This is a genomic window from Streptomyces sp. ISL-99 (assembly GCF_018614005.1).
GTDB lineage: Bacteria > Actinomycetota > Actinomycetes > Streptomycetales > Streptomycetaceae > Streptomyces > Streptomyces flavidovirens.
Window position 1 is genome coordinate 64880 of record NZ_JAGGPC010000057.1, and the last position, 20108, is coordinate 84987.

Genomic DNA, 20108 nt, shown 5'->3' on the forward strand with positions numbered 1-20108 from the left:
GGGGTTACGGGCCCTGTACCGACGCGGCCGGGACGACGAGCCGGTAGCCGACACCGCGCACGGTCTCGATGAGCGCGGGCATCCGCAGCTTGGAGCGCAGGGAGGCCACATGCACTTCCAGGGTGCGGCCGGTTCCTTCCCAGCTCGTACGCCACACTTCGCTGATGATCTGTTCCCGGCGGAAGACGACGCCGGGGCGCTGCGCGAGGAGGGCGAGCAGGTCGAATTCCTTGCGCGTGAGCTGGACTTCGCTGCCGGCGACGCTGACGCGGCGCGTGGGCAGCTCGATGCGTACGCCGCCGAGCCGCAGCGCCGAGTCGTCGCCGGGCACCGGGGGCGCCTCGCCCGTCGCCTTGCGCCGGCTGACGGCGTGGATACGGGCGAGCAGTTCGCCGGTGTCGTACGGCTTCACGACGTAGTCGTCGGCGCCGAGGTTGAGGCCGTGGATGCGGGAGCGTACGTCCGCCCGCGCGGTCACCATGATGACCGGGGTGTCTCCGCGCTTGCGGATCTTGCCGCACACCTCGTACCCGTCCTGGTCGGGCAGGCCGAGGTCGAGCAGGACGACCCCGAAGGGCTCCTTCTCGGCCGGCAGGAGCGCCTGGATCGCCTCCTCGCCGCTGCGGGCGTGGACGACCTGGAAGCCGTGGCGGACGAGGATGGCGGAGAGGGCCGCCGCGACGTGGTCGTCGTCCTCGACGAGCAGCAGTCTCATGGCACCTCCCCCTCCGGTGAACTCTCTGTGAACAGATCTCCGCGCAATATGCCTCATGGCATAAACGCCGATGCGTCACGGTCCAGTCAAGACCCTTCCCGTTACGGGCATGTTCCGTTATGGAGCCGGTATCCCCGGCCGGAGTCCCGTTCACGCGGAGTGTCCGGTTGCAGCCGGATCGTTATGCTCAATTTCCGCTCAGATGTAATGACGCTGGTCGTAACGGCTGACTAGGGTCCTCCCCAACCGAGGAGGACGGAGCAAGAAGCCGATGAGCGGAGTTTCAGTGACCAAGGCCGCCGATGACGCTGCCCCCGCAGCCGACGACCTGGTCGTGCTGAGCAACGTCAACAAGCACTTCGGCGCGCTGCATGTGCTCCAGGACATCGACCTGACCATCGCCCGTGGCGAGGTCGTGGTCGTCATCGGACCCTCCGGGTCCGGAAAGTCCACGCTGTGCCGCACCATCAACCGCCTGGAGACGATCGACTCCGGTGCGATCGCGATCGACGGCAAGCCGCTGCCCCAGGAGGGCAAGGAGCTCGCGCGGCTGCGTGCCGACGTCGGCATGGTCTTCCAGTCGTTCAACCTCTTCGCACACAAGACGGTGCTGGAGAACGTCACGCTGGGCCAGATCAAGGTCCGCAAGGCGGACAAGAAGGCGGCGGAGGAGAAGGCGCGCACCCTGCTCGACCGGGTGGGGGTCGGCTCGCAGGCCGACAAGTACCCGGCACAGCTCTCCGGAGGCCAGCAGCAACGTGTCGCGATCGCGCGGGCGTTGGCGATGGACCCCAAGGTCATGCTCTTCGACGAGCCCACTTCGGCGCTCGACCCCGAGATGATCAACGAGGTGCTGGAGGCCATGCAGCAGCTGGCACGCGACGGCATGACGATGGTCGTCGTCACCCACGAGATGGGCTTCGCGCGCTCGGCGGCCAACCGCGTCGTCTTCATGGCGGACGGCAAGATCGTCGAAGAGGCCACGCCCGACCAGTTCTTCAGCAACCCGCGCAGCGACCGGGCCAAGGACTTCCTGTCGAAGATCCTTCACCACTGACGACCAACGACGACCTACGACATAAGGGATGTTCACGATGAAGCTCCGCAAAACGGCCGCCGTTGCCATTGCTGTGCTCGCCCTGACCGCGACCGCCTGTGGCGGCGAGTCCGGCACCGCGGGTGACAAGCCGAAGGGCCCGACCGGCGGCAAGGACGCCCCCAAGCTTCCGACGTACACGGTCGCCAAGGACGTCAAGCTCGACTCGCCGACACTGAAGAAGGCCCAGCAGGCCGGCAAGATCGTCTTCGGTGCCAAGAACGACCAGCCGTACCTCGGCTTCGAGGACACCGACGGCAAGCGCTCCGGCTTCGACATCGAGATCGCCAAGATGGTCGCCGCCGACCTCGGCTTCTCGCCCGACCAGATCACCTTCAAGACGGTCGACTCCGGTGTCCGTGAGACGACCATCTCGAAGGGTGACGTCGACCTCTACGTCGGTACGTACACGATCAACGACGAGCGCAAGAAGCAGGTCGGCTTCGCCGGTCCGTACTTCATGGCGGGCGCCGACCTCCTGATCCGCAAGGACGACAGCACGATCACCGGACCCGACTCCCTCAAGGGCAAGAAGGTCTGCTCGATCGTCGGCTCTACACCGCTCCAGGAGATCAAGAAGCCGAAGTACGGCGCGAAGACCGTCGAGCTGTCGAAGTACTCCGAGTGCGTGCAGCAGCTCATCAACAAGGAGGTCGACGCCGTCACGACCGACGACGCGATCCTCAAGGGCTACGCCGCCCAGCGTCCGACGAAGCTCGAGGTGGTCGGCAAGCCGTTCACCAAGGAGCCGTACGGCATCGGCATGAGCAAGGACGACAAGGTGCTGCGCGAGGCGGTCACCAAGGCCGTCGAGGCGCACATCAAGAACGGCGACTACAAGAAGGCGTACGACGCGACGCTCGGTCTCTCCGGCTCCGCGTTCACCGAGCCGCCGGCGCTCGAGCGCTACTGATAACCGCCGTCTGTCTTCGGTGGTGACTTTCCGTGCCCCGTACGCGCTTGAGGGGAGCGTACGGGGCACGGCGTCCCCTGCCCGTCCGCTGCTGCCGCCCACGAGGACTTCCCCGTGAATGTATTGCTCGACCACTTGCCGGAGTTCCGTGACGGCTTCATAGGAACCGTGCTGCTCACCGCCGCCAGTGCGCTGCTCGCGATGGTGCTGGGCGTCGTCATGGCCGGTTTCCGTGTCTCTCCCGTACCGCCGCTGCGGTTCTTCGGCACCGCCTGGGTCACACTCTTCCGCAACACCCCGCTGACGCTGCTGTTCCTCGTCGTCTGGTTCGTGGTGCCCGCCGTCTTCGGCGCCGGCATGAACCCGTGGGTCAAGGCCCTGCTGGCGCTCGGCTTCTACACCTCCGCGTTCGTCTGCGAGGCCGTCAGGTCCGGTGTCAGTACGGTGCCGCTCGGCCAGGCCGAAGCCGCCCGTTCGCTGGGCATGACGTTCTTCCAGACGCTGCGCATGATCGTCCTGCCGCAGGCCACGCGCGTCGTGGTCCCGCCGCTGAGCAGCATCTTCATCGCGCTCACCAAGAACTCGGCGATCGCGGGCGCCTTCAGTGTCACCGAGTTGTTCGGTGTGCAGAAGCTGCTCAGTGACAAGGGCTTCGCGATCGCCTGGATCTTCCTCTGGGTGGCCCTCGGCTACCTGGTCATCACCTTCACCATCAGCGGTCTCTTCCGGCTGCTCGAGCGGCGCCTGGAGGTCGCACGATGAGTTCGAGCGTCCTGTACGACGCCCCGGGTCCCAACGCCCGGGTACGTAACCGCATCTACAGCGTGGTCGGGTCCCTGCTGATCCTGGGGCTGATCGGTTTCGCGGTCTTCCGGCTGGCGGACCGCGGTCACCTCGCGCCCGAGATGTGGGACATCTTCAACTACGCCGGCGTCCGGACGAGCCTGCGCGACGGCATCCTGTCCACCCTTCAGGTCTTCGCGGTGGCGGCAGTGCTGTCGCTGGTCCTGGGTGTGCTGCTTGCTGTGGCGCGGCTTTCCGACCACCGTCCCGTAAGCCTGGTGGCCACCGGGTTCATCGAGTTGTTCCGGGCCATCCCGCTGCTGATCACCATTTACGCCCTGTGGGTCCTGTTCCTCACGTACAAGGACAGCCTCGGCTTCATCGGTGAGAGTTCGGCGTACTGGGCTCTGGTCATCGGACTGACCGTGTACAACGCGTGCGTCCAGGCCGAGGTCCTGCGGGCCGGTGTCAACGCCGTGCCCAAGGGGCAGGTCGAGGCGGCCTACGCCCTGGGTCTGCGCAAGTCGCAGGTCATGACTATGCTGCTGATCCCGCAGGCCGTCCGCTCCATGCTGCCGACGATCATCAGCCAGCTCGTGGTGACCCTCAAGGACACTTCCCTCGGCTACATCATCACGTACGGGGAGCTACTGTTCGTGGCCCGGACGCTGGCCAACAACACGATCGTCAATGACGACAATCCGTATGTCTCGGTCGTCATCGTCGTGGGTGCCATCTACGTCGCGATGTGCATGGCGCTGTCCTCCCTAGCCACCTGGATCGAGAAGCGCGGCAGCCTCGCCAAGACCGGCATCGTGCCGGCCGCCGCTGCCGAACCGCTGGAGGCACCCGGAGTGCTCGACGCCGGCGGCGGGCCGCTCGGACCGCACGTGGAAGGCAGGACCGAAGGCACCGAAGGGTCTGCGCCGAAGAAGAACTGACGAAATGTGAGGCAGCGGCCACCGCGCCGCTGCCTCTGTCACTTGACGCAAGCACCCGCAGTGGGTTGCATACGTTCTGTGATCGTGCACCGGGTTCCAACTGCCACTTCCCGCATGTCCGTACGGACTGGAGGGGACGCGCCGTGGACCCGGTGATCGTCGTGGGGGCGGGTCCGGTCGGACTGGCCCTCTCGCTGGCTCTCGCGGGCCACGGGGTGCCCTCCGTCGTACTCGACGAGGGGGCCGGCAAGGACGAGCCCCGCACGGCGCGTACGGCCGTCCTGCGGGCCGACACGGCGGATCTGGCGGAGCGGCTCGGTTGTGCGACGGTCCGTGACGACGGTACGCGCTGGGCCGGATGGCGGTCGATGCGGCGCAATCAGGACGTCAGGGAGATTCGTTTTGGCGACGACGATGATCTGCCCTCCCCCGTGCACCTGCCGCAGCACGACCTGACGCGCGGGCTGCGGGACGCCGTCGCGGCGCAGGAGCTCGTGCGGATCGTTGCGCACGAGCGCCTCGACACCATCGAGCAGGACGACACCGGAGTCACCGCGCACACCCGAGAGCCGGGGGCCACCTGGTGGCGCGGCAGCTTCCTGGTCGGGTGCGACGGGGCGAGGTCGACGGTGCGCAAGCTCCTCGACATCCGCTTTCCGGGACGCACGGCGGTCGAGAGGCACGCCGTCGCCGCGCTGCGTACGGAACTGCCCTGGGACGGCGAAGCGTTGCTGCACCGCATGCCGCCGTGGCGGACGGGCGGGCAGGAAGTGACCGCCCGTCCGCTGCGGGACGGCGTGTGGCGGCTCGACTGGCTGCTGCCGCCGCGCGGCGAACTCGTCACGCCCGAGGCGCTGGTGGCACGCGTCCGGGACACGCTGGCCGGCTGGTGCGGTGAGACACCTCCGTACGAGCTGATCGACACCGGCGTCTACACACTGCACCACCGGCTGGCCCGGAAGTGGCGGGTGGGACGCGCGTTCCTGGCGGGGGACGCCGCCCACCTGCTCGGGGCGCTCGGGACGCAGGGCCTCGACGAAGGGCTGCGGGACATCGACAACCTGGCCTGGAAGCTGGCGCAGGCGTGGCACCTGGGCGCGTCACAGACGCTGCTCGACAGCTACCAGGCGGAGCGGCGTACGGCCGTCGCCGCGCGCCTGCGCGCCGCCGACCAGGCGCTGCCGGTCCTGCGCGGCAGCGGGCTGCGGACGTACCTCCCCGGCACCACGCGCGGGCACGACTCCCTGCTCACGGACGGGCACCTGGGGCGCGGGGCGCTGGGGGCGCCTTCCGCGTACACGCACTCTCCGCTCGCGCCCCCGCACGCCGAGGCGCAGACGCTGGTCGGTACGCCCCTGGGTGGGCCGGTGGCGGACGTACGGGTGACGGCGCCCGACGGCGCGACGGTGCGGCTGCGGGACCGGCTGGGGCGGGGGCGGCAGCTGGTGGTGCTGGTCGCGCCGGGGACCGGCGTGTGGGACCGGCGGCACTGGATGACCGCGGGGGTGATGCCGCGGCTGGCGGCGGCGGTGACGGCGCTGCCGGTGCGCGCCGAGCTGCTGGTCACGGAGGGCTACCCCGGGGCGTCGGCCCACACCGTGCTGCTGGTGCGGCCGGACGGGCATCTGGTCGCGGCGTTCCAAGGGGTGCGGCCGGCCGAGCTGTACGCGGCGGCGGACGCGGCTCGTGGGGGACCGCCGGTGTCGGCGCAGGCGGGGCCGGGTCCGCAGCGTTCCGGGGAAGCGAAGGTCACCGCGAAGTCCGGGCGCTCCGACGGGACTGATCGGGCCGACCGGACTGACCGGACCGACCGGACTGACCTGACCGACCGGACTGCGGACATCAATTGACCGCCGCAGGCGTGCGTGGTGTACTCCGGAGCGTGACCGACACCGATGTGCGCCTGTGGCGGAGGGTCCATATGGACCTCGTCCGCTATGCGGGCTGCGTGTGTCGCCCGTCCTGCTGATTCGCCCTTCTTCTCTCGCGCTGTGCCGTGCTGTGCGTCCGGCCGCGCGTTCTCGCGAACTTCTCCAGGACGGTCCCCTGTGTCTCTTTCCGCACGTTCCTCAGACGCGCCCGAAAGCGTTCCCCGGAGCGCGTCGCCCTCCCCCTCCCCCTCGCCCTCTCCCTCTTGCGCGGAACTGCTCGAGTTCGTGCGCCGTACGGCCGCCGACGCTTCCCTGGTGGCTTCCCTTCCGCTCGACCCCGGCGGCCGTACCTGGGTACGGCTCGACGGGCCCGGCGGAAGCGAGGCATGGCTGATCGGCTGGCCGCCCGGCACCGGCACCGGCTGGCACGACCACGGCGGCTCACACGGTGCCTTCGCCGCGGCGGCGGGCACGCTACGGGAGGAGTCGCTCGCGGCGCGCATCCCCACGGAGGGCTGGAAAACCCTCGAACTGGCCGACGGGGTCGACCGCGAGCGGCAGCTGACGGCCGGCCGGGGACGGGCCTTCGGCGCGCACCATGTGCACCAGGTCCTGAACGAGTCGGCGGACGAGCACGCCGTCTCCGTGCACGCCTACTTCCCGCCGCTGCCGATGATGCGGCGCTACAGCCGAACGGGAGCGGTGCTGCGTCTGGAGCAGGTCGAGCATCCCGAGGAGTGGCAGTGAGCGGCGAACGTACCGGCATCGACGAACTGCTGGCGCGGGTGCGCGAAGGGCTCGACCGGATCGGACCGCAGGAGGCGTACGACGCCGCAGCGGCCGGCGCCCTGCTGGTGGACATCCGGTACGCCGCTCTGCGCGAGCGGGACGGACTGATCCCGGGGGCGCTCGTCGTCGAGCGCAACGAGCTGGAGTGGCGGCTCGATCCGCAGGGCAGCCACCGGGCCCCGGAGGCCACCGGTCATGATCTGCGGGTGGTGGTGATCTGCAACGAGGGGTACGCGTCGAGTCTCGCGGCGGCGTCCCTTCGGCAGCTGGGGCTGCACCGGGCGACGGATCTCGACGGCGGGTTCCAGGCATGGCGAGCGGCGGGGCTCCCGGTGGCTCCGTAAAGGCTCACCCGGTGACGGGCGTTCAGCGGGCTCGCTGGCGCCGGGGTCGGTGGCTGGGTTCCTGTGCCATGCGCGGGGACTCTCCTGTGCACACGTTTGCTGTGCACAGGAAGGGCGGGTCCGCGCCCGCGACCGGGGGCCTGCCCGCCCCGGACCGCCGAACCCGGGTGGGCGCCCTCCGGCAAAGCGCCCGGTCGGGCCGAAGCCTCCACATGGGCTGCGGCTCAGAGCGGGTCGTGGCCCAGGTCGTCGTCCGCGGCTTCGCCCTCTTCTTCGAGGGCGCGTCTGACCACCCGCAGGGCCATGCCCTCGGGGTAGCCCTTGCGGGCCAGCATGCCGGCGAGGCGGCGCAGCCGGCGGTCTCGCTCCAGGCCGCGGGTGGAGCGAAGCTTGCGGGCCACGAGCTCGCGGGCTCTCTCTTCCTCCTGGTCGGAGTCGAGCCGGCCCATCGCGTCGTCGATGAGGGTGGGGGCGACTCCCTTGTTCCGCAACTCCCGTGCGAGCGCCCGCCGGGCGAGGCCCCGGCCGTGGTGGCGGGACTCCACCCAGGCGTCCGCGAAGGCCGCGTCGTCGATGAGCCCGACCTCCTCGAAGCGGGACAGCACCTCGTCCGACACGTCGTCCGGGATGCCACGCTTCGCAAGGGCGTCCGCGAGCTGCTTTCGGGTGCGGGCGGTTCCGGTGAGCAGCCGCAGACAGATCGCCCGCGCCTGCTCACCCGGATCCTGAGGCGGCAGCCCCTTCCCGGCCCTCGACGGGGCGGGGCTGCCGCTGTCCTCGGCGTCCATGCCTTCGCTTGCGTTTCCCGGCCAGTCCGTTCTCCGGGTCACGGTCTAGCTCTTGGCTGCCGCGGGCTTGGCCGCCTTGGCCTTGGTCGCCGGAGCCGGCACCGACTTCGCGTCGGCGGCCGGGGCGCTGACCGCCGCGTCCGCACCGGGCTCGGCCCCCGGAGCCACCGGCTTGACGCCGACGCCCAGCTTCTCCTTGATCTTCTTCTCGATCTCGTCGGCGAGATCGGGGTTGTCCTTCAGGAAGTTACGGGCGTTCTCCTTGCCCTGGCCGAGCTGGTCGCCCTCGTACGTGTACCAGGCACCCGCCTTGCGCACGAAGCCGTGCTCCACGCCCATGTCGATCAGACCGCCCTCGCGGCTGATGCCCTGCCCGTAGAGGATGTCGAACTCGGCCTGCTTGAAGGGCGGCGCGACCTTGTTCTTGACAACCTTTACGCGGGTGCGGTTGCCGACCGCGTCCGTGCCGTCCTTCAGGGTCTCGATGCGGCGGATGTCGAGCCGCACCGAGGCGTAGAACTTCAGCGCCCGGCCACCGGTCGTGGTCTCCGGCGAGCCGAACATCACACCGATCTTCTCGCGGAGCTGGTTAATGAAGATCGCTGTGGTCCCGGACTGGTGCAGCGCACCAGTGATCTTGCGCAGTGCCTGGCTCATCAGCCGGGCCTGGAGACCGACGTGCGAGTCGCCCATCTCGCCCTCGATCTCCGCCCGCGGCACGAGGGCCGCGACGGAGTCGATGACGATGAGGTCGATGGCGCCCGAGCGGACCAGCATGTCCACGATTTCGAGCGCCTGCTCGCCGGTGTCCGGCTGGGACAGGATCAGGTTGTCCGTGTCGACGCCGAGCGCCTTGGCGTACTCGGGGTCGAGTGCGTGCTCCGCGTCCACGAAGGCGACGGTGCCGCCGGCCTTCTGCGCGTTGGCCACGGCGTGCAGCGTCAGCGTCGTCTTACCGGAGGATTCCGGTCCGTACACCTCCACCACGCGGCCGCGCGGCAGCCCGCCGACGCCGAGGGCGATGTCCAGGGCGGTGGACCCGGTGGAGATGACCTCGATGGGGTCGTTCGGCCGGTCGCCGAGGCGCATCACCGCGCCCTTGCCGAATTGCCGTTCAATCTGCGCGAGCGCGGCGTCGAGCGCCTTCTCGCGGTCGGTGCCTGCTGCCATGGGTTCCACCCGATTTGCTTGAGTCGATCGCTTCACGTCAATGACGCTATCTCCTGCCACTGACAACGCGTCCCGGCGTCGTCCTGACCTGTGGATAAACCCTCGCGCTACACGGCCAGGACCCCATGAGAATGGATGTTCGATTTTGCTGTCAAGCGCACCACGCCCGCCGCCCCGCGCCCCCCGCCCCGCCTATCCTTCGCTCCATGCCCCTCCCCCAGCGCACCGTGCACCTCGCCGTCGCGTCCTGTGTCGCCCTGGTCACAGTCGTCGGCACCCTGGTGCGCGACCGGGACGCATTCGACTCCCCGGGCCGCCTCCTGCTCGGCTGGTCGCTCATCGCCGTCGGCTGCTCGGCCCTGCTGTGGCGCCGCCGGTGGCCGGTGCCCGTCGCGGTGGTCACCCTGCTGTGCTGCGCGGCGTACTTCCCGGTCAGCCCCGTCGACCTGCCGCTGCTGCTCCTGGCCTTCGCGTACGCGCTCTACACGGTCGCCGCCCAGGGACACCTCGCCGCGGCCATCACGCTTGCCGTCGTCACCATGCTGTCCACCGTGTACGTCGAGCAGGTGGTGACCCGGGGAGCGCGGCACGTCGACGACGCCGCGATCTTCCTGATGGCCGGCTGGTTCGTCGGCGTGATCGCGATCGGCCAGGTGCACCGTACGCACCGCGCCTACCTGCGCGAGGTCGAGCAGCGGATCCGTGCCGCCGAGCGCGAGAAGGACGTACGGGCGCGGCAGTCCGCGACCGAGGAACGGCTGCGTATCGCCCGTGAACTGCACGACGTTCTCGGGCACAACATCTCCCTGATCAACGTTCAGGCGGGCGCCGCCCTGCACCGCCACTCCAAGCGGCCGCGCGGCCCCGAGGAGCTGGTGCCCGCTCTGGAGGCGATCAGGGACAGCAGCAAGGACGCGCTGCGCGAACTGCGCGCCACGCTCGGCGTGCTGCGCCAGGTCGACGACGCAGAGGGCGCGCCGGTCACTCCGACCGCCGGTATCGAGCAGATCGAGGAACTCACCGCCCGCGCGCGGGCGGCGGGACTCGACGTCCGTACGACCGTCGAGGACGCGGCGCAAGGACTGCCGCCGCAGGTCTCGCTCGCCGCCTACCGCATCGTCCAGGAGTCCCTCACGAACGTCGCCCGTCACGCCCGGGCGCACACGGCTGTCGTCACCGTGCGGCGCGACGGCGACAATGTCGTGGTGCGTATCGAGGACTACGGACAGGGCGCGGCGCCCGGCGCGGAGGGCAGCGGGATCAACGGAATGGCAGAACGGGCACGGGCACTGGGTGGCGAACTGACCGCCCTGGACACCGGCAGCGGCTTCCTCGTAGAGGCCCGCATCCCCCTCGGGGGCGACGCGTGATCCGCGTGGTGCTGGCCGACGACCAGACGCTGGTGCGGGCCGGGTTCCGCTCCATTCTCGACGACGAGGACGACATCGAGGTGGTCGGCGAGGCGGCCAACGGCCATCAGGCGCTGGCGCTCGCCCGTGAACTGCGTCCGGACGTCGTGCGGATGGACATCCGGATGCCCGAACTCGACGGCTTGGAGGCGACCCGCCGGATCGTCTCGGATCCCTCCTTCGACGGCGTACGGGTCGTCATCCTCACCACCTTCGACGTGGACGACTACGTCTACGGGGCACTGCGCGCGGGTGCGTCGGGCTTCCTTGTGAAGGACACGGAACCGATGGAACTGCTGCACGGTGTGCGGGTCGTGGCGCGCGGCGACGCGCTCATCGCGCCCGCCGTCACCCGCCGGCTGATCGCCGAGTTCGCGGGACGCGTCAAGCAGCCGGATCCGAGCCCGCGCCTGAACGCCCTCACCGAGCGCGAGCGGGAGGTGATGGGCCTGGTCGGCGCCGGCCTGTCCAATGACGAGATCGCCCAGCGCCTGGTGCTCAGCCCGGCCACGGCGAAGACGCATGTCAGCCGGATCATGACCAAGCTGAGTGTGCGCGACCGGGCGCAGCTGGTGGTCCTCGCCTACGAGAGCGGCATGATCACCCCCGGCTGGCTGGGCTGACCCGCCCCTCCCCCCTGACGCAACTCCTGGGGTACGCCGCCGGCCGGGCCCGCGACTCCTGGGGTACGCACAGTGTCCTCTCCGGGCCGATGCCCCGGCCCTGACCGCGCCCGCACAGTCACAGGCGTGGAACCAGAAACGCTCGATCTCGCGCGGTTGCAGTTCGCCCTCACCGCCGGCGGACACTTCCTCTTCGTCGCCCTGACCCTGGGGCTGGCGACTGTCGTCGCCGTCATCCAGACCCGCGCGGTCTTCTCCGGCGATCCCGTGCACGCCCGCATGGTGCGCTTCTGGGGGCAGCTGTACGTCATCAACTACGCCGTCGGCATCGTCACGGGCATCGTGATGGAGTTCCAGTTCGGCATGGCGTGGAGCGGTCTCGGGCACTACGCGGGGAACGTCTTCGGCGCTTCCCTGGCGATCGAGACGATTGTCGCGTTCTTCGTCGAGTCGACGTTCCTCGGTCTGTGGATTTTCGGCTGGAACCGCTTCGGCAAGCGTGTCCATCTCGCGCTGCTGTGGGTGCTGACGCTGATCTGCGCCCCGCCGACCGTCCGGCCGAAATGGCGCGGCTGCAGGCGGACATGGCGGCGAAGTTCGGGCCCGGTGACTATCTGCCGTCCGAGGCGTGGACCAGGGCCGGCGCGATCGTGATGCTGTCCGTCTTCGGCTTGATGTTTTTCATAGCGGTCCTGGGTGTCGTCCTCGGCTCCATCAAGTGGGCCGTCTATCACCTCCGTGCCTGGCATGTGCTGCTGATGGCCGTCGTGCCGCTGCCGTTCGTCGCGATGACCGCGGGATGGGTCTTCAGGGAGGCCGGCCGCCAGCCGTGGGTGATTTACGGGCTGCTGAGAACGCGGGACGCGGGCTCCGCTCTCTCCACCGGTCAGTTGCGGCTGTCGCTCACCGTTTTCGGCGCTCTCTTCGTGCTGCTGATCGCCGTCAACTGGTGGCTGTTGCTGCGTGCCGCGGGGCGCGGGCCTTCCGGGGTGGCTCTCGGTACGGACGACCGTTCCGAGGACGGCTCGTACGACCCTCCCCTCCCCGTCCACTCGTACTGAAGACAGAAGAAGACAGAAGAGGTCCGGAGAAAGACGTCATGGACATCCTTGCCATCGCCCTTCTCGGGTTCTTCGCCGCCGGTTACTTCGTGCTGGCGGGTGCGGATCTCGGAGTGGGCATGCTGCTCGCATACCTGGGACGCGGGGCCGGTGAACGGCGTCTGGTACTCGCGTCGATCGGTCCGTTCTTCCTCGGCAACGAGGTGTGGCTGGTCGCCACTGCCGGAGTGCTGATCGGTTGCTTCCCCACGCTCGAAGGGGAGCTGTTCCAGGGACAGTTCCTGGTGCTGCTCCCGCTCGTCACGGGCTGGGTGGTGCGCGACGCGGGACTGTGGTGGCGCGGACGGTGCGCCACGCGCGCGTGGCGCACCGTTATGGACGCCTTGGTGGTGTGCGGCAGCTGGACCGTGGCGCTGTCCTGGGGAGCGCTGTACGCGGGTCTGCTGACCGGGGACCCGGTCAGGCCGGCGTCCGGTGGCCTGACGGTGTTCACGGCCCTTGCCGTGGCGCTGCTGTTCGCGGCGCACGGGCTCGGGTTCGCCGCGCTGCGGCTGACCGGCAGGCCGTACGAGCGGGCGAGGCAGCTCGTCGGCCGTATGCCCCGCCTGCACTCGTTCGCGCCGACCGCGGTCGTGATGGCCGCCCTGCCGCTCCTCGTTGGCTCCCGGTTGCCGCTCATGGACGCGGCGGCGGACAACGCCACGCTCTCGCTCCTGGTCCCTGCCCTGCTCGTCGTCACGCCCGGACTGGTGGCCGCACAGGTGTGGCTGTGGCGGACGTTCCGCGACCGGGTCACCCGGCCCTCGTACCTCTGAATCAAGGAGACCTGTCATGACCACCGGTACCGATCCGACCGCTGAGCGCGCACAACGGCCGCCCGCACGGCGTGCGAGTGTCTTCGAGCGCCTGGCTGCCTTCTCGCACCAGCACCGATGGCGGGCTCTGGGCCTGTGGGTGGCTGTCCTGATCGCTGTCACCGCCGCCTCGACAGCCGTGGGCAGCGACTACCACAACGACTTCTCGCTCCCGGGTACGGACTCGCAGGCCGCCAGGACCACGCTCCAGGAGCACGGTTCCGCGCAGGCGGGTGACACCGTGCAGATCGTCCTCAAGGACAGTGCGGGTCTGCGCGGTGCGCACGTCGAGGAACGGGTCGAGCCCATGTTCGAGAACGTCGCGAGGCTTCCCGGCGTCGCCGATGTGCGCAGTCCGTACGACGACCGGGCGGCGTTCTCGAAGGACGGCACCGTCGCGTACGCGACCGTCACCCTCAAGGGCAAGGCGGAGGAGGTCGCCAAGGAGGACGCCGTAAAGCTGATCGACACCGCCAAGTCGGTCGCGGGCGACGGGCTGCGGGCCGAGGTCGGCGGTGACGCAGCGCGCGGCGCGGAAGAGAGCGGGGGCGGTGCCGCGGAGGGTGCGGGAATCCTGGGTGCGCTCGTGATCCTGGTCTTCCTCTTCGGTTCCCTGGTCGCCGCGAGCCTGCCCGTCGTCGCCGCGCTGTTCGCGGTGGGTACGTCGGTGGGCCTGATCGCGATGGCCTCGCACCTGGCGAACGTGGCCGACTTCACCCCGCCGGTCATGATGCTCGTCGGTCTGGGCGTCGGCATCGACTACGCGCTGCTGATCTTCTCCCGCTACCGGGGCGAGTTGCTGAAGGGCGTACGGGCCGAGGAGGCCACCCGTACGGCGCTGGACGCGGCCGGGCGTACCGTCTTCTTCGCCGGCTGCACCGTGATCATCGCGCTGATGGGCCTGGTGGCTCTGGGCCTGGGTTCGCTGCAGGGCGTGGCGCTCGCGGTCGCGCTGACCGTTCTGGTCACCATGGCGGCCTCACTGACGCTGCTGCCGGCCCTGCTGGGCATCCTGGGCAGGCGCATCGAGCGCGGTGTGGCCAGGCGGGCCGCGAAGGCGAAGCGCGTCGAGGGTGCCGGCTGGCGGCGCTGGGCGACCGGTGTGCAGCGCAGGCCTTGGGCGGCGCTGCTCGTGTCGCTCGTCGCGCTGGGCGCGCTGGCCGCCCCCGCGCTCGACATGCGGCTGGGTTTCGCCGACGCGGGCAACGACGCGCAGGCGAAGACCAGCCGTAAGGCGTACGACTTGCTGGCTGAGGGCTTCGGTCCCGGCTTCAACGGTCCGCTCGTCGTCGTCGCGGACGGTGGCGGCAAGGAGGCGGCGGAGCGGGTCCGTACCGCGGTGGAGCAGACCGACGGGGTCGCGGCGGTCACTCCGGCGCTCCCGGCCGAGGACGGCTCGGTGTCGACCGTCATCGCCTTCCCGGCTTCCGCGCCGCAGGACGAGGCGACGTCGGGGCTGGTGAACCGGCTGCGTTCCGACGTACTGCCGCCGCTGGAGCGGGACACCGGCGCCGATCTGCTGGTCGGCGGGTCCACGGCCGCGACCGAGGACTTCGCCGCCAGCGTCTCGGACCGGATGCCGCTGTTCGTCGCGATCGTGGTGGGGCTTTCCGCGCTGCTGCTGCTCGCCGTGTTCCGGTCGGTGCTGATCCCCGTCAAGGCCGCGCTGCTGAATCTGATCAGCATCGGGGCCGCGCTCGGCGTGGTCACTCTGGTCTTCCAGCACGGCTGGTTCGGTGTCGAGCCCGGCCCCATCGAGGCGTTCATTCCGGTCATGGTCTTCGCGATCGTTTTCGGGCTCTCCATGGACTACGAGGTGTTCCTGCTCTCCCGCATCCATGAGGAGTGGAAGCGCACCGAGGACGCCCCGGGTGCGGTGCGCGAGGGGCTCGCGGCGACGGGCAAGGTGATCACGGCGGCCGCCGCGATCATGATCGTGGTGTTCGCGGCCTTCATGCTCAGCCCGGACCGGATGCTCCAGCAGTTCGGCCTCGGCCTGGCGGTCGCGATCCTGCTGGACGCCGTCGTCATCCGCTGCCTGATCGTGCCCGCGGTGATGCAGCTGCTGGGGAGTCGCGCGTGGTGGCTTCCGGGGTGGCTGCGCGGGGCCCTGCCGCGGGTGGAGCTGGAGCGCCACTGACGACCCACACCTGAAGCGGGGGCGGGGTCCGGGGCATCCGGGTCAGGCGTCGTCGTCCGAGGACGGCGGCGCCTGGTCCGTGCGCGACACCCGCCGGGGCTCGTGGCGCAGTGTGCGCCGCAGGCGCAGAAGGGCCGAGGTGCCCCGGCGCCGCGGGTGCCGGCCGTGGACACGCGGGTCGTCCGTCACGTCGTACCGCTTCACATACGCGCCCAGGAAGGCCTGCAGCGTCGCGATCGCCGGAATCGCGATCAGCGCGCCGACGGCTCCCATCAGGGCCGTGCCCGCGACGACCGAGCCGAAGGCGACCGCAGGGTGGATGTCGACGGTCTTGGACGTCAGCTTGGGCTGCAGTACGTAGTTTTCGAACTGCTGGTAGACGACGACGAATCCGAGCACCCACAGCGCGTACCAGGGGTTGACGGTGAAGGCGATCAGCATCGGCAGTGCGCCCGCCAGGTACGTACCGATCGTCGGAATGAACTGCGAGATCACTCCCACCCACACCGCGAGGGCGGGCGCGTACGGTACGTCGAGGATCAGCAGCAGGACGTAGTGCGAGACACCGGAGATGAGCGCCATCAGGCCGCGCGAGTAGATGTAGCCGCCGGTCTTGTCGACCGCGATCTCCCAGGCGCGCAGCACCTCGGTCTGGCGGGCGGGCGGCAGTACGGAGCACAGGGCGCGGCGCAGCCGGGGTCCGTCGGCGGCGAAGTAGAAGGAGAACAGGAAGATCGTCAGCAACTGGAACAGTCCGCCGAGCACGGTCGCCGACACCTCCAGCACGCCGGTCGCGCTGTTCTGCAGATACTTCCGCAGCCAGTCGGAGTTCAGGACACTGTCCTGGACCCCGACCCGGGAAAGGTCCGTGCGGAAGGTCCGGTTGATCCAGTTGATCACTTGGTCGAGGTACTTCGGAAAGTCCTCGACCATCTCGACGATCTGGCCGGCCAGCATCGAGCCGAGCAGTACGACAAATCCGATGCCCACGGCCAGCACCCCGATGAACACCACGAAGGTGGCGAGGCCGCGGCGCATGCCGTGGGCCGCCATCCGGCCGACGGCGGGCTCGATCGCGAGGGCCACGAAGAAGGCGATCAGGATGTTGAGCAGCAGGCCGACGAGCTGATGGAACGCCCAGTTGCCGAGCTGGAAGCAGGCGAAGAGCGCGAGCGCGAGCACCATGGCGCGCGGCAGCCACCGGGGCATGCCCGCCCGCCCGCTGTCGGCCCCCGGGGGTGCGGGCGGCGGAGCGGTCGGCGAGTCTTCTGGCCCGGCAGGCTCGTCAGTGGATGCCACGGGTTCAGTCTCGCCCATGCCTGTGACATCGCACCCGCTCCCCACCTGCGGCCTGCACGTCAGCGCTTGTCCGCGGGCACGTCCATCGTGGCGCAGACGGCGCGCCAGACGGTCTTCGCTTCCCAGCCGGCGTCCAGCGCCTGGTGCACCGTACGACCGCCGAGCTCGGCCATCACATGGTCGCGGGCGAAGGAATCGGCGTACGCCTCGCCGAAGTGCTCCGCCATCCGCTCCCAGAAAATCGTCAACCGCATGACTCCAGTATCGCGCCCCTGAGAGTGCAGCCCCGCGCGCGGAGCTTGCCGAGGGCGCTTTCCGTTCTACGGTCGTTCCATGGCTGGATCCGGAACATCCCCCCTCGCACGCGCCGAGCAGTTCGTCTGGCTGACGGCCCGCGTGCTCGAACAGCGGCACTTCGCCTACCACTTCCTGGAGGGCGACGCCGACGCGGTCGAAGCGGCGCTCGCCCCGTACCAGGGTGAGGACGGCGGCTACGGCTACGCGCTGGAACCAGATCTGCGCGGTCCCGTGAGCCAGCCGCTGCACGTCGCGCACGCGCTGCGTGTCCTCGATTCCATCGGCCGCTGCGAAGGCCCGCGGGTGGAGCGGATGTGCCGCTATCTGTCGGATGTGTCGACGAAGGAGGGGGCGCTGCCCGCGGTGCACCCTTCGCTGCGCGGCTATCCGGCAGCGCCGTTCGTCCCGGTCGTCGACGACCCTCCGGGTGACCTCCTGGCGACGGGGCCGGTCGTGGGGCTGTTGCACCGCAATGAGGTGTGGCACGCGTGGCTCTTCAGGGCCACCGACTTCTGCTGGGCCGCCGTCGAGGCGCTGGAGGAGTCCCACCCGTACGAGGTTCAGGCGGCGGTCGCTTTCCTGGACGGTGTGCCCGACCGGACGCGGGCCGAGGCCGCCGCGGACCGGCTCGGCCGGCTGGTGCGCGAACAGCGGCTCGTGGTGCTGAACCCGGCGCGGGCCGGGGAGCAGCCGGTCGCCGCCGGGTACGCGCCGGGCGAGCACCACTTCGCCTACGACTACGCCCGTACGCCGGGATCGCTCGCCCGTCGCTGGTTCAGCGACGAGGAGATGAGCCGCTCGCTGGACTTCCTCGCGGCCGCGCAGCGGGAGGACGGGGGCTGGCCGATCCGCTGGCGGGAGTGGGCGCCGGGGACGGCCCTTGAGTCACGTCCGGTCGTGACGATCGAGGCACTGCTGACGCTGCGGGCGTACGGACGCGTCATCGGCTGATTCCGGCGTGGTGACGTCCCGCAGCAGCAGGGCGGCGATGGCGGACACGGCACGTCAGCCGCTGACCGCCCGTACACCGGCGGTGACGACCACGGCGGCCCCCACCACGACGAGGAAAGGGGCGCGAAGGACAAGCGCGAGCGCCGCCGCCGCGAGTCCCGCGCCTCTCGCGTCGAGCATCAGCTGCTGACCGGTGCTGAACGTCTGCTGGGCGGTGAGCGCGGCCAGCAGGGCTACGGGCAGCAGGGCGGCCAGCCGCTTCACGAGCGGGCGTTCCAGGGCCCCCGCCGGCACCAGCAGGCCGAGCAGTTTGACGAGGTAGCAGCCGACGGCGGTGGCGCCGATCGCGATCCAGACGCTCATCGGCCTTCCTCCTTCTCGGTGCGGCCTGCCCTGCGGCTTTGTACGCAGAGCACAGCGGGGGCGGCGAGGGCGGCGACGAGCACCGGCACGCCCGCGGGCAGTACCGGCAGGAATCCGAGCGCCAGGAGCACGGCAAGACCCGCCACGGCCCGTTCCATGCCGGTACGGAGCATGGGCGCCAGCAGTGCGAGGAAGACAGCGGGGCTTGCGGCGTCCAGGCCCCACGCGTCGGTGTCACCGATGGCCTCCGCACCCATGGCGCCCACCAGGGTGGTGAGGTTCCACAGCACGTACAGGGTCAGTCCCGTGACGGTGAAGCCGAGCCGGGCGCTGCGGCGCGAGGGCTGCGCGAGCGTCACCGCTGTCGTCTCGTCGATCACCCAGTGCGCGGCGAAGGGGCGTACGAATCGGGGCAGGGCCAGCAGCTGGGACAGCCGCAGCCCGTAGAAGGCATTGCGTACGCCGAGGAAGAAGGCGCCCGCGGCGGCGGTGAACGGATTGCCGCCCGCCGCGAGGGCGCCGACGAGCGCGAACTGCGAGGCCCCCGTGAACACGAGGAGGCTGAGCGCGCAGGTCTGGAGCAGGGTGAGGCCCGATCCCGCGGAGGTCACGCCGAAGGCGAAGCCGGAGAGTCCGACGGCGACGCCCACGCCAAGCGCGTCACGGACGACCGCGCTGTCCGGTTTGGCCGCAGGCGGTTCTGTACGTATCGCCGGGGGTGCTGTCTGTGCTGTCTGTTCTGCCACGTCCGGGACACTACGACGGGCGGCCACGACCGGTCTTGTACGTTCTTGCGCGCTCCCGCTGATAGGCGCCGGGCGGCACCCCGACAATCCGGGTGAAGTGCCGGTTCAGATGCGGCTGGTCGCTGAACCCGACCGCGGTTGCGGCCTCCACCGGGGCCGTGCCGGCTTCCAGGAGGCGCCGGGCGCTGCGTACGCGCGCATTGGTGAGCCAGGTGTGCGGCGGCATGCCGTACGCCGACTTGAACGCGCGCAGGAGCGCGAACGGACCGGTCCCGAGTTCGTTCGCGAGCTGTTCCAGGGAAGGGGGCTTCGCCATGCGCTCCTCGAGAAGGCTCTTCGCGAGCGCCGCCGTACGGGCGCCCGCCGCCGTCGGCGTACGTGCGGGCAGCGTCTGGCCGTGCCGCCGCAGCAGTCTGGCCACGGCGATACGCAGCAGGCTGTCGGCGGCGAGCGCGTTGCCCTCCTCGGCAGCCGTGTGCACCGCGCGGATGAGGCGCGCGGTGTCGGCGTCCTCGACGAGGGTCTCGGCGAAACCGGCCGTTCCCCGCAGGCTCGTCGTCTCCTCGGCAATGGAGGCGACCACCTGCACCGAGGGGTACAGGGTGGCGTACGACCATCCCTCGGGCACGCCCGCGCGGGCCGAGTGCGGCACCTCCGGGTTGATCATGACGACGGTGCCGGGGCGGGCCCTGATCGTGCCCTGCGGCATCACCACGTCCTCGATTCCGCGGAAGACCGCGCCGAAGACGAACCCCTCATGGCTGTGCCGCGAGAACGAGTGGCGCACGTAGCGGGCCCGGAGCAGGTCGAGGCCGGGGACCCCCGGGTACTGCCAGTGTCGCGCCCACTCGTCCGCGTTTCGCGCCTCCGTCATCGCCATAAGGCCATTCTGCGTCCGTGCCACGAGCCGTTGACCTGCGCGTCCATGTCCTGGACGCCCGTTGTCAGTGGTCGG

At 70.0% G+C, this 20108-nt stretch carries 23 protein-coding genes; 15 read left to right on the forward strand and 8 right to left on the reverse strand.

Annotated features, from left to right (window positions below; all coding sequences use genetic code 11):
• Positions 1-4 precede the first annotated feature (4 nt).
• Positions 5-715 (reverse strand): response regulator transcription factor, encoded by a 711-nt coding sequence (locus J7E91_RS29610; protein ID WP_214909777.1) that lies wholly within the window; start codon positions 713-715, stop codon positions 5-7.
• A 271-nt stretch (positions 716-986) separates the two neighbouring features.
• Between J7E91_RS29610 and J7E91_RS29615 the strand changes: the two genes are divergently transcribed.
• From J7E91_RS29615 to J7E91_RS29645, 8 genes are all read left to right on the forward strand, one after another.
• Positions 987-1772 carry an amino acid ABC transporter ATP-binding protein gene (locus J7E91_RS29615; RefSeq protein ID WP_028814205.1) on the forward strand — a complete coding sequence of 262 codons (786 nt, stop codon included), beginning with the start codon at positions 987-989 and terminating at the stop codon, positions 1770-1772.
• 37 nt (positions 1773-1809) lie between these two features.
• On the forward strand, positions 1810-2724 hold the full coding sequence (locus J7E91_RS29620) for a glutamate ABC transporter substrate-binding protein (protein ID WP_214909778.1): 915 nt from the start codon (positions 1810-1812) through the stop codon (positions 2722-2724).
• A gap of 114 nt (positions 2725-2838) precedes the next feature.
• Positions 2839-3486, forward strand: coding sequence for an amino acid ABC transporter permease (locus tag J7E91_RS29625; protein WP_214909779.1), 648 nt, complete (start codon positions 2839-2841; stop codon positions 3484-3486).
• Positions 3483-4448: an amino acid ABC transporter permease gene (locus J7E91_RS29630; RefSeq protein ID WP_214909780.1), complete on the forward strand. Its 966-nt coding sequence runs from the start codon at positions 3483-3485 to the stop codon at positions 4446-4448. Before J7E91_RS29625 ends, J7E91_RS29630 begins: the two co-directional genes overlap by 4 nt.
• A gap of 143 nt (positions 4449-4591) precedes the next feature.
• On the forward strand, positions 4592-6298 hold the full coding sequence (locus J7E91_RS29635; RefSeq protein ID WP_214909782.1) for an FAD-dependent monooxygenase: 1707 nt from the start codon (positions 4592-4594) through the stop codon (positions 6296-6298).
• 47 nt (positions 6299-6345) lie between these two features.
• The gene (locus tag J7E91_RS37415) at positions 6346-6417 is read left to right on the forward strand and encodes a putative leader peptide (RefSeq protein WP_309544753.1); all 72 of its coding nucleotides are present in this window, start codon (positions 6346-6348) and stop codon (positions 6415-6417) included.
• Between the two features lie 79 nt (positions 6418-6496).
• Complete coding sequence (locus tag J7E91_RS29640; protein WP_214909784.1) at positions 6497-7066, forward strand: cysteine dioxygenase family protein; 570 nt, start codon at positions 6497-6499, stop codon at positions 7064-7066.
• A complete protein-coding gene (locus J7E91_RS29645) occupies positions 7063-7452 on the forward strand; it encodes a rhodanese-like domain-containing protein (protein ID WP_374224796.1) in 390 nt (129 codons plus the stop codon). The genes J7E91_RS29640 and J7E91_RS29645 overlap by 4 nt, the downstream gene beginning before the upstream one ends.
• Positions 7453-7676: 224 nt before the next feature.
• Here J7E91_RS29645 and recX read toward each other — a convergent pair whose 3' ends face one another.
• Positions 7677-8282, reverse strand: a complete 606-nt coding sequence (gene recX / locus J7E91_RS29650; RefSeq protein WP_214909787.1) for a recombination regulator RecX — start codon at positions 8280-8282, stop codon at positions 7677-7679.
• Between the two features lie 3 nt (positions 8283-8285).
• A complete protein-coding gene (gene recA, locus J7E91_RS29655; RefSeq protein ID WP_028814211.1) occupies positions 8286-9419 on the reverse strand; it encodes a recombinase RecA in 1134 nt (377 codons plus the stop codon).
• Positions 9420-9616: 197 nt separating this feature from the next.
• Between recA and J7E91_RS29660 the strand changes: the two genes are divergently transcribed.
• From J7E91_RS29660 to J7E91_RS29680, 6 genes are all read left to right on the forward strand, one after another.
• Positions 9617-10780 (forward strand): sensor histidine kinase, encoded by a 1164-nt coding sequence (locus tag J7E91_RS29660; protein WP_214909788.1) that lies wholly within the window; start codon positions 9617-9619, stop codon positions 10778-10780.
• Positions 10777-11442 (forward strand): response regulator transcription factor, encoded by a 666-nt coding sequence (locus J7E91_RS29665; RefSeq protein ID WP_214909789.1) that lies wholly within the window; start codon positions 10777-10779, stop codon positions 11440-11442. Before J7E91_RS29660 ends, J7E91_RS29665 begins: the two co-directional genes overlap by 4 nt.
• Before the next feature lie 126 nt (positions 11443-11568).
• Positions 11569-12096 (forward strand): cytochrome ubiquinol oxidase subunit I, encoded by a 528-nt coding sequence (locus J7E91_RS36345; protein ID WP_308377496.1) that lies wholly within the window; start codon positions 11569-11571, stop codon positions 12094-12096.
• A gap of 20 nt (positions 12097-12116) precedes the next feature.
• Positions 12117-12503 (forward strand): cytochrome ubiquinol oxidase subunit I, encoded by a 387-nt coding sequence (locus tag J7E91_RS36350; protein WP_251016461.1) that lies wholly within the window; start codon positions 12117-12119, stop codon positions 12501-12503.
• Positions 12504-12541: 38 nt separating this feature from the next.
• Positions 12542-13318, forward strand: a complete 777-nt coding sequence (locus J7E91_RS29675) for a cytochrome d ubiquinol oxidase subunit II (RefSeq protein WP_214909790.1) — start codon at positions 12542-12544, stop codon at positions 13316-13318.
• 16 nt (positions 13319-13334) lie between these two features.
• The gene (locus J7E91_RS29680) at positions 13335-15497 is read left to right on the forward strand and encodes an MMPL family transporter (RefSeq protein ID WP_214909791.1); all 2163 of its coding nucleotides are present in this window, start codon (positions 13335-13337) and stop codon (positions 15495-15497) included.
• A gap of 42 nt (positions 15498-15539) precedes the next feature.
• Here J7E91_RS29680 and J7E91_RS29685 read toward each other — a convergent pair whose 3' ends face one another.
• Together J7E91_RS29685 and J7E91_RS29690 are read right to left on the reverse strand one after the other, a co-directional pair.
• A complete protein-coding gene (locus J7E91_RS29685) occupies positions 15540-16706 on the reverse strand; it encodes an AI-2E family transporter (protein ID WP_251016462.1) in 1167 nt (388 codons plus the stop codon).
• Positions 16707-16855: 149 nt separating this feature from the next.
• Positions 16856-17050, reverse strand: coding sequence for a DUF3046 domain-containing protein (locus tag J7E91_RS29690; protein WP_214909795.1), 195 nt, complete (start codon positions 17048-17050; stop codon positions 16856-16858).
• A gap of 79 nt (positions 17051-17129) precedes the next feature.
• Between J7E91_RS29690 and J7E91_RS29695 the strand changes: the two genes are divergently transcribed.
• Positions 17130-18044 (forward strand): hypothetical protein, encoded by a 915-nt coding sequence (locus tag J7E91_RS29695; RefSeq protein WP_214909797.1) that lies wholly within the window; start codon positions 17130-17132, stop codon positions 18042-18044.
• A 54-nt stretch (positions 18045-18098) separates the two neighbouring features.
• Here J7E91_RS29695 and J7E91_RS29700 read toward each other — a convergent pair whose 3' ends face one another.
• From J7E91_RS29700 to J7E91_RS29710, 3 genes are read right to left on the reverse strand one after another with little or no spacing between them, the layout of a single operon-like run.
• Positions 18099-18407, reverse strand: a complete 309-nt coding sequence (locus J7E91_RS29700; protein ID WP_214909799.1) for an AzlD domain-containing protein — start codon at positions 18405-18407, stop codon at positions 18099-18101.
• On the reverse strand, positions 18404-19153 hold the full coding sequence (locus J7E91_RS29705) for an AzlC family ABC transporter permease (protein WP_308377497.1): 750 nt from the start codon (positions 19151-19153) through the stop codon (positions 18404-18406). The genes J7E91_RS29700 and J7E91_RS29705 overlap by 4 nt, the downstream gene beginning before the upstream one ends.
• A gap of 10 nt (positions 19154-19163) precedes the next feature.
• On the reverse strand, positions 19164-20027 hold the full coding sequence (locus J7E91_RS29710) for an AraC family ligand binding domain-containing protein (protein WP_374224797.1): 864 nt from the start codon (positions 20025-20027) through the stop codon (positions 19164-19166).
• Between the last annotated feature and the right edge of the window lie 81 nt (positions 20028-20108).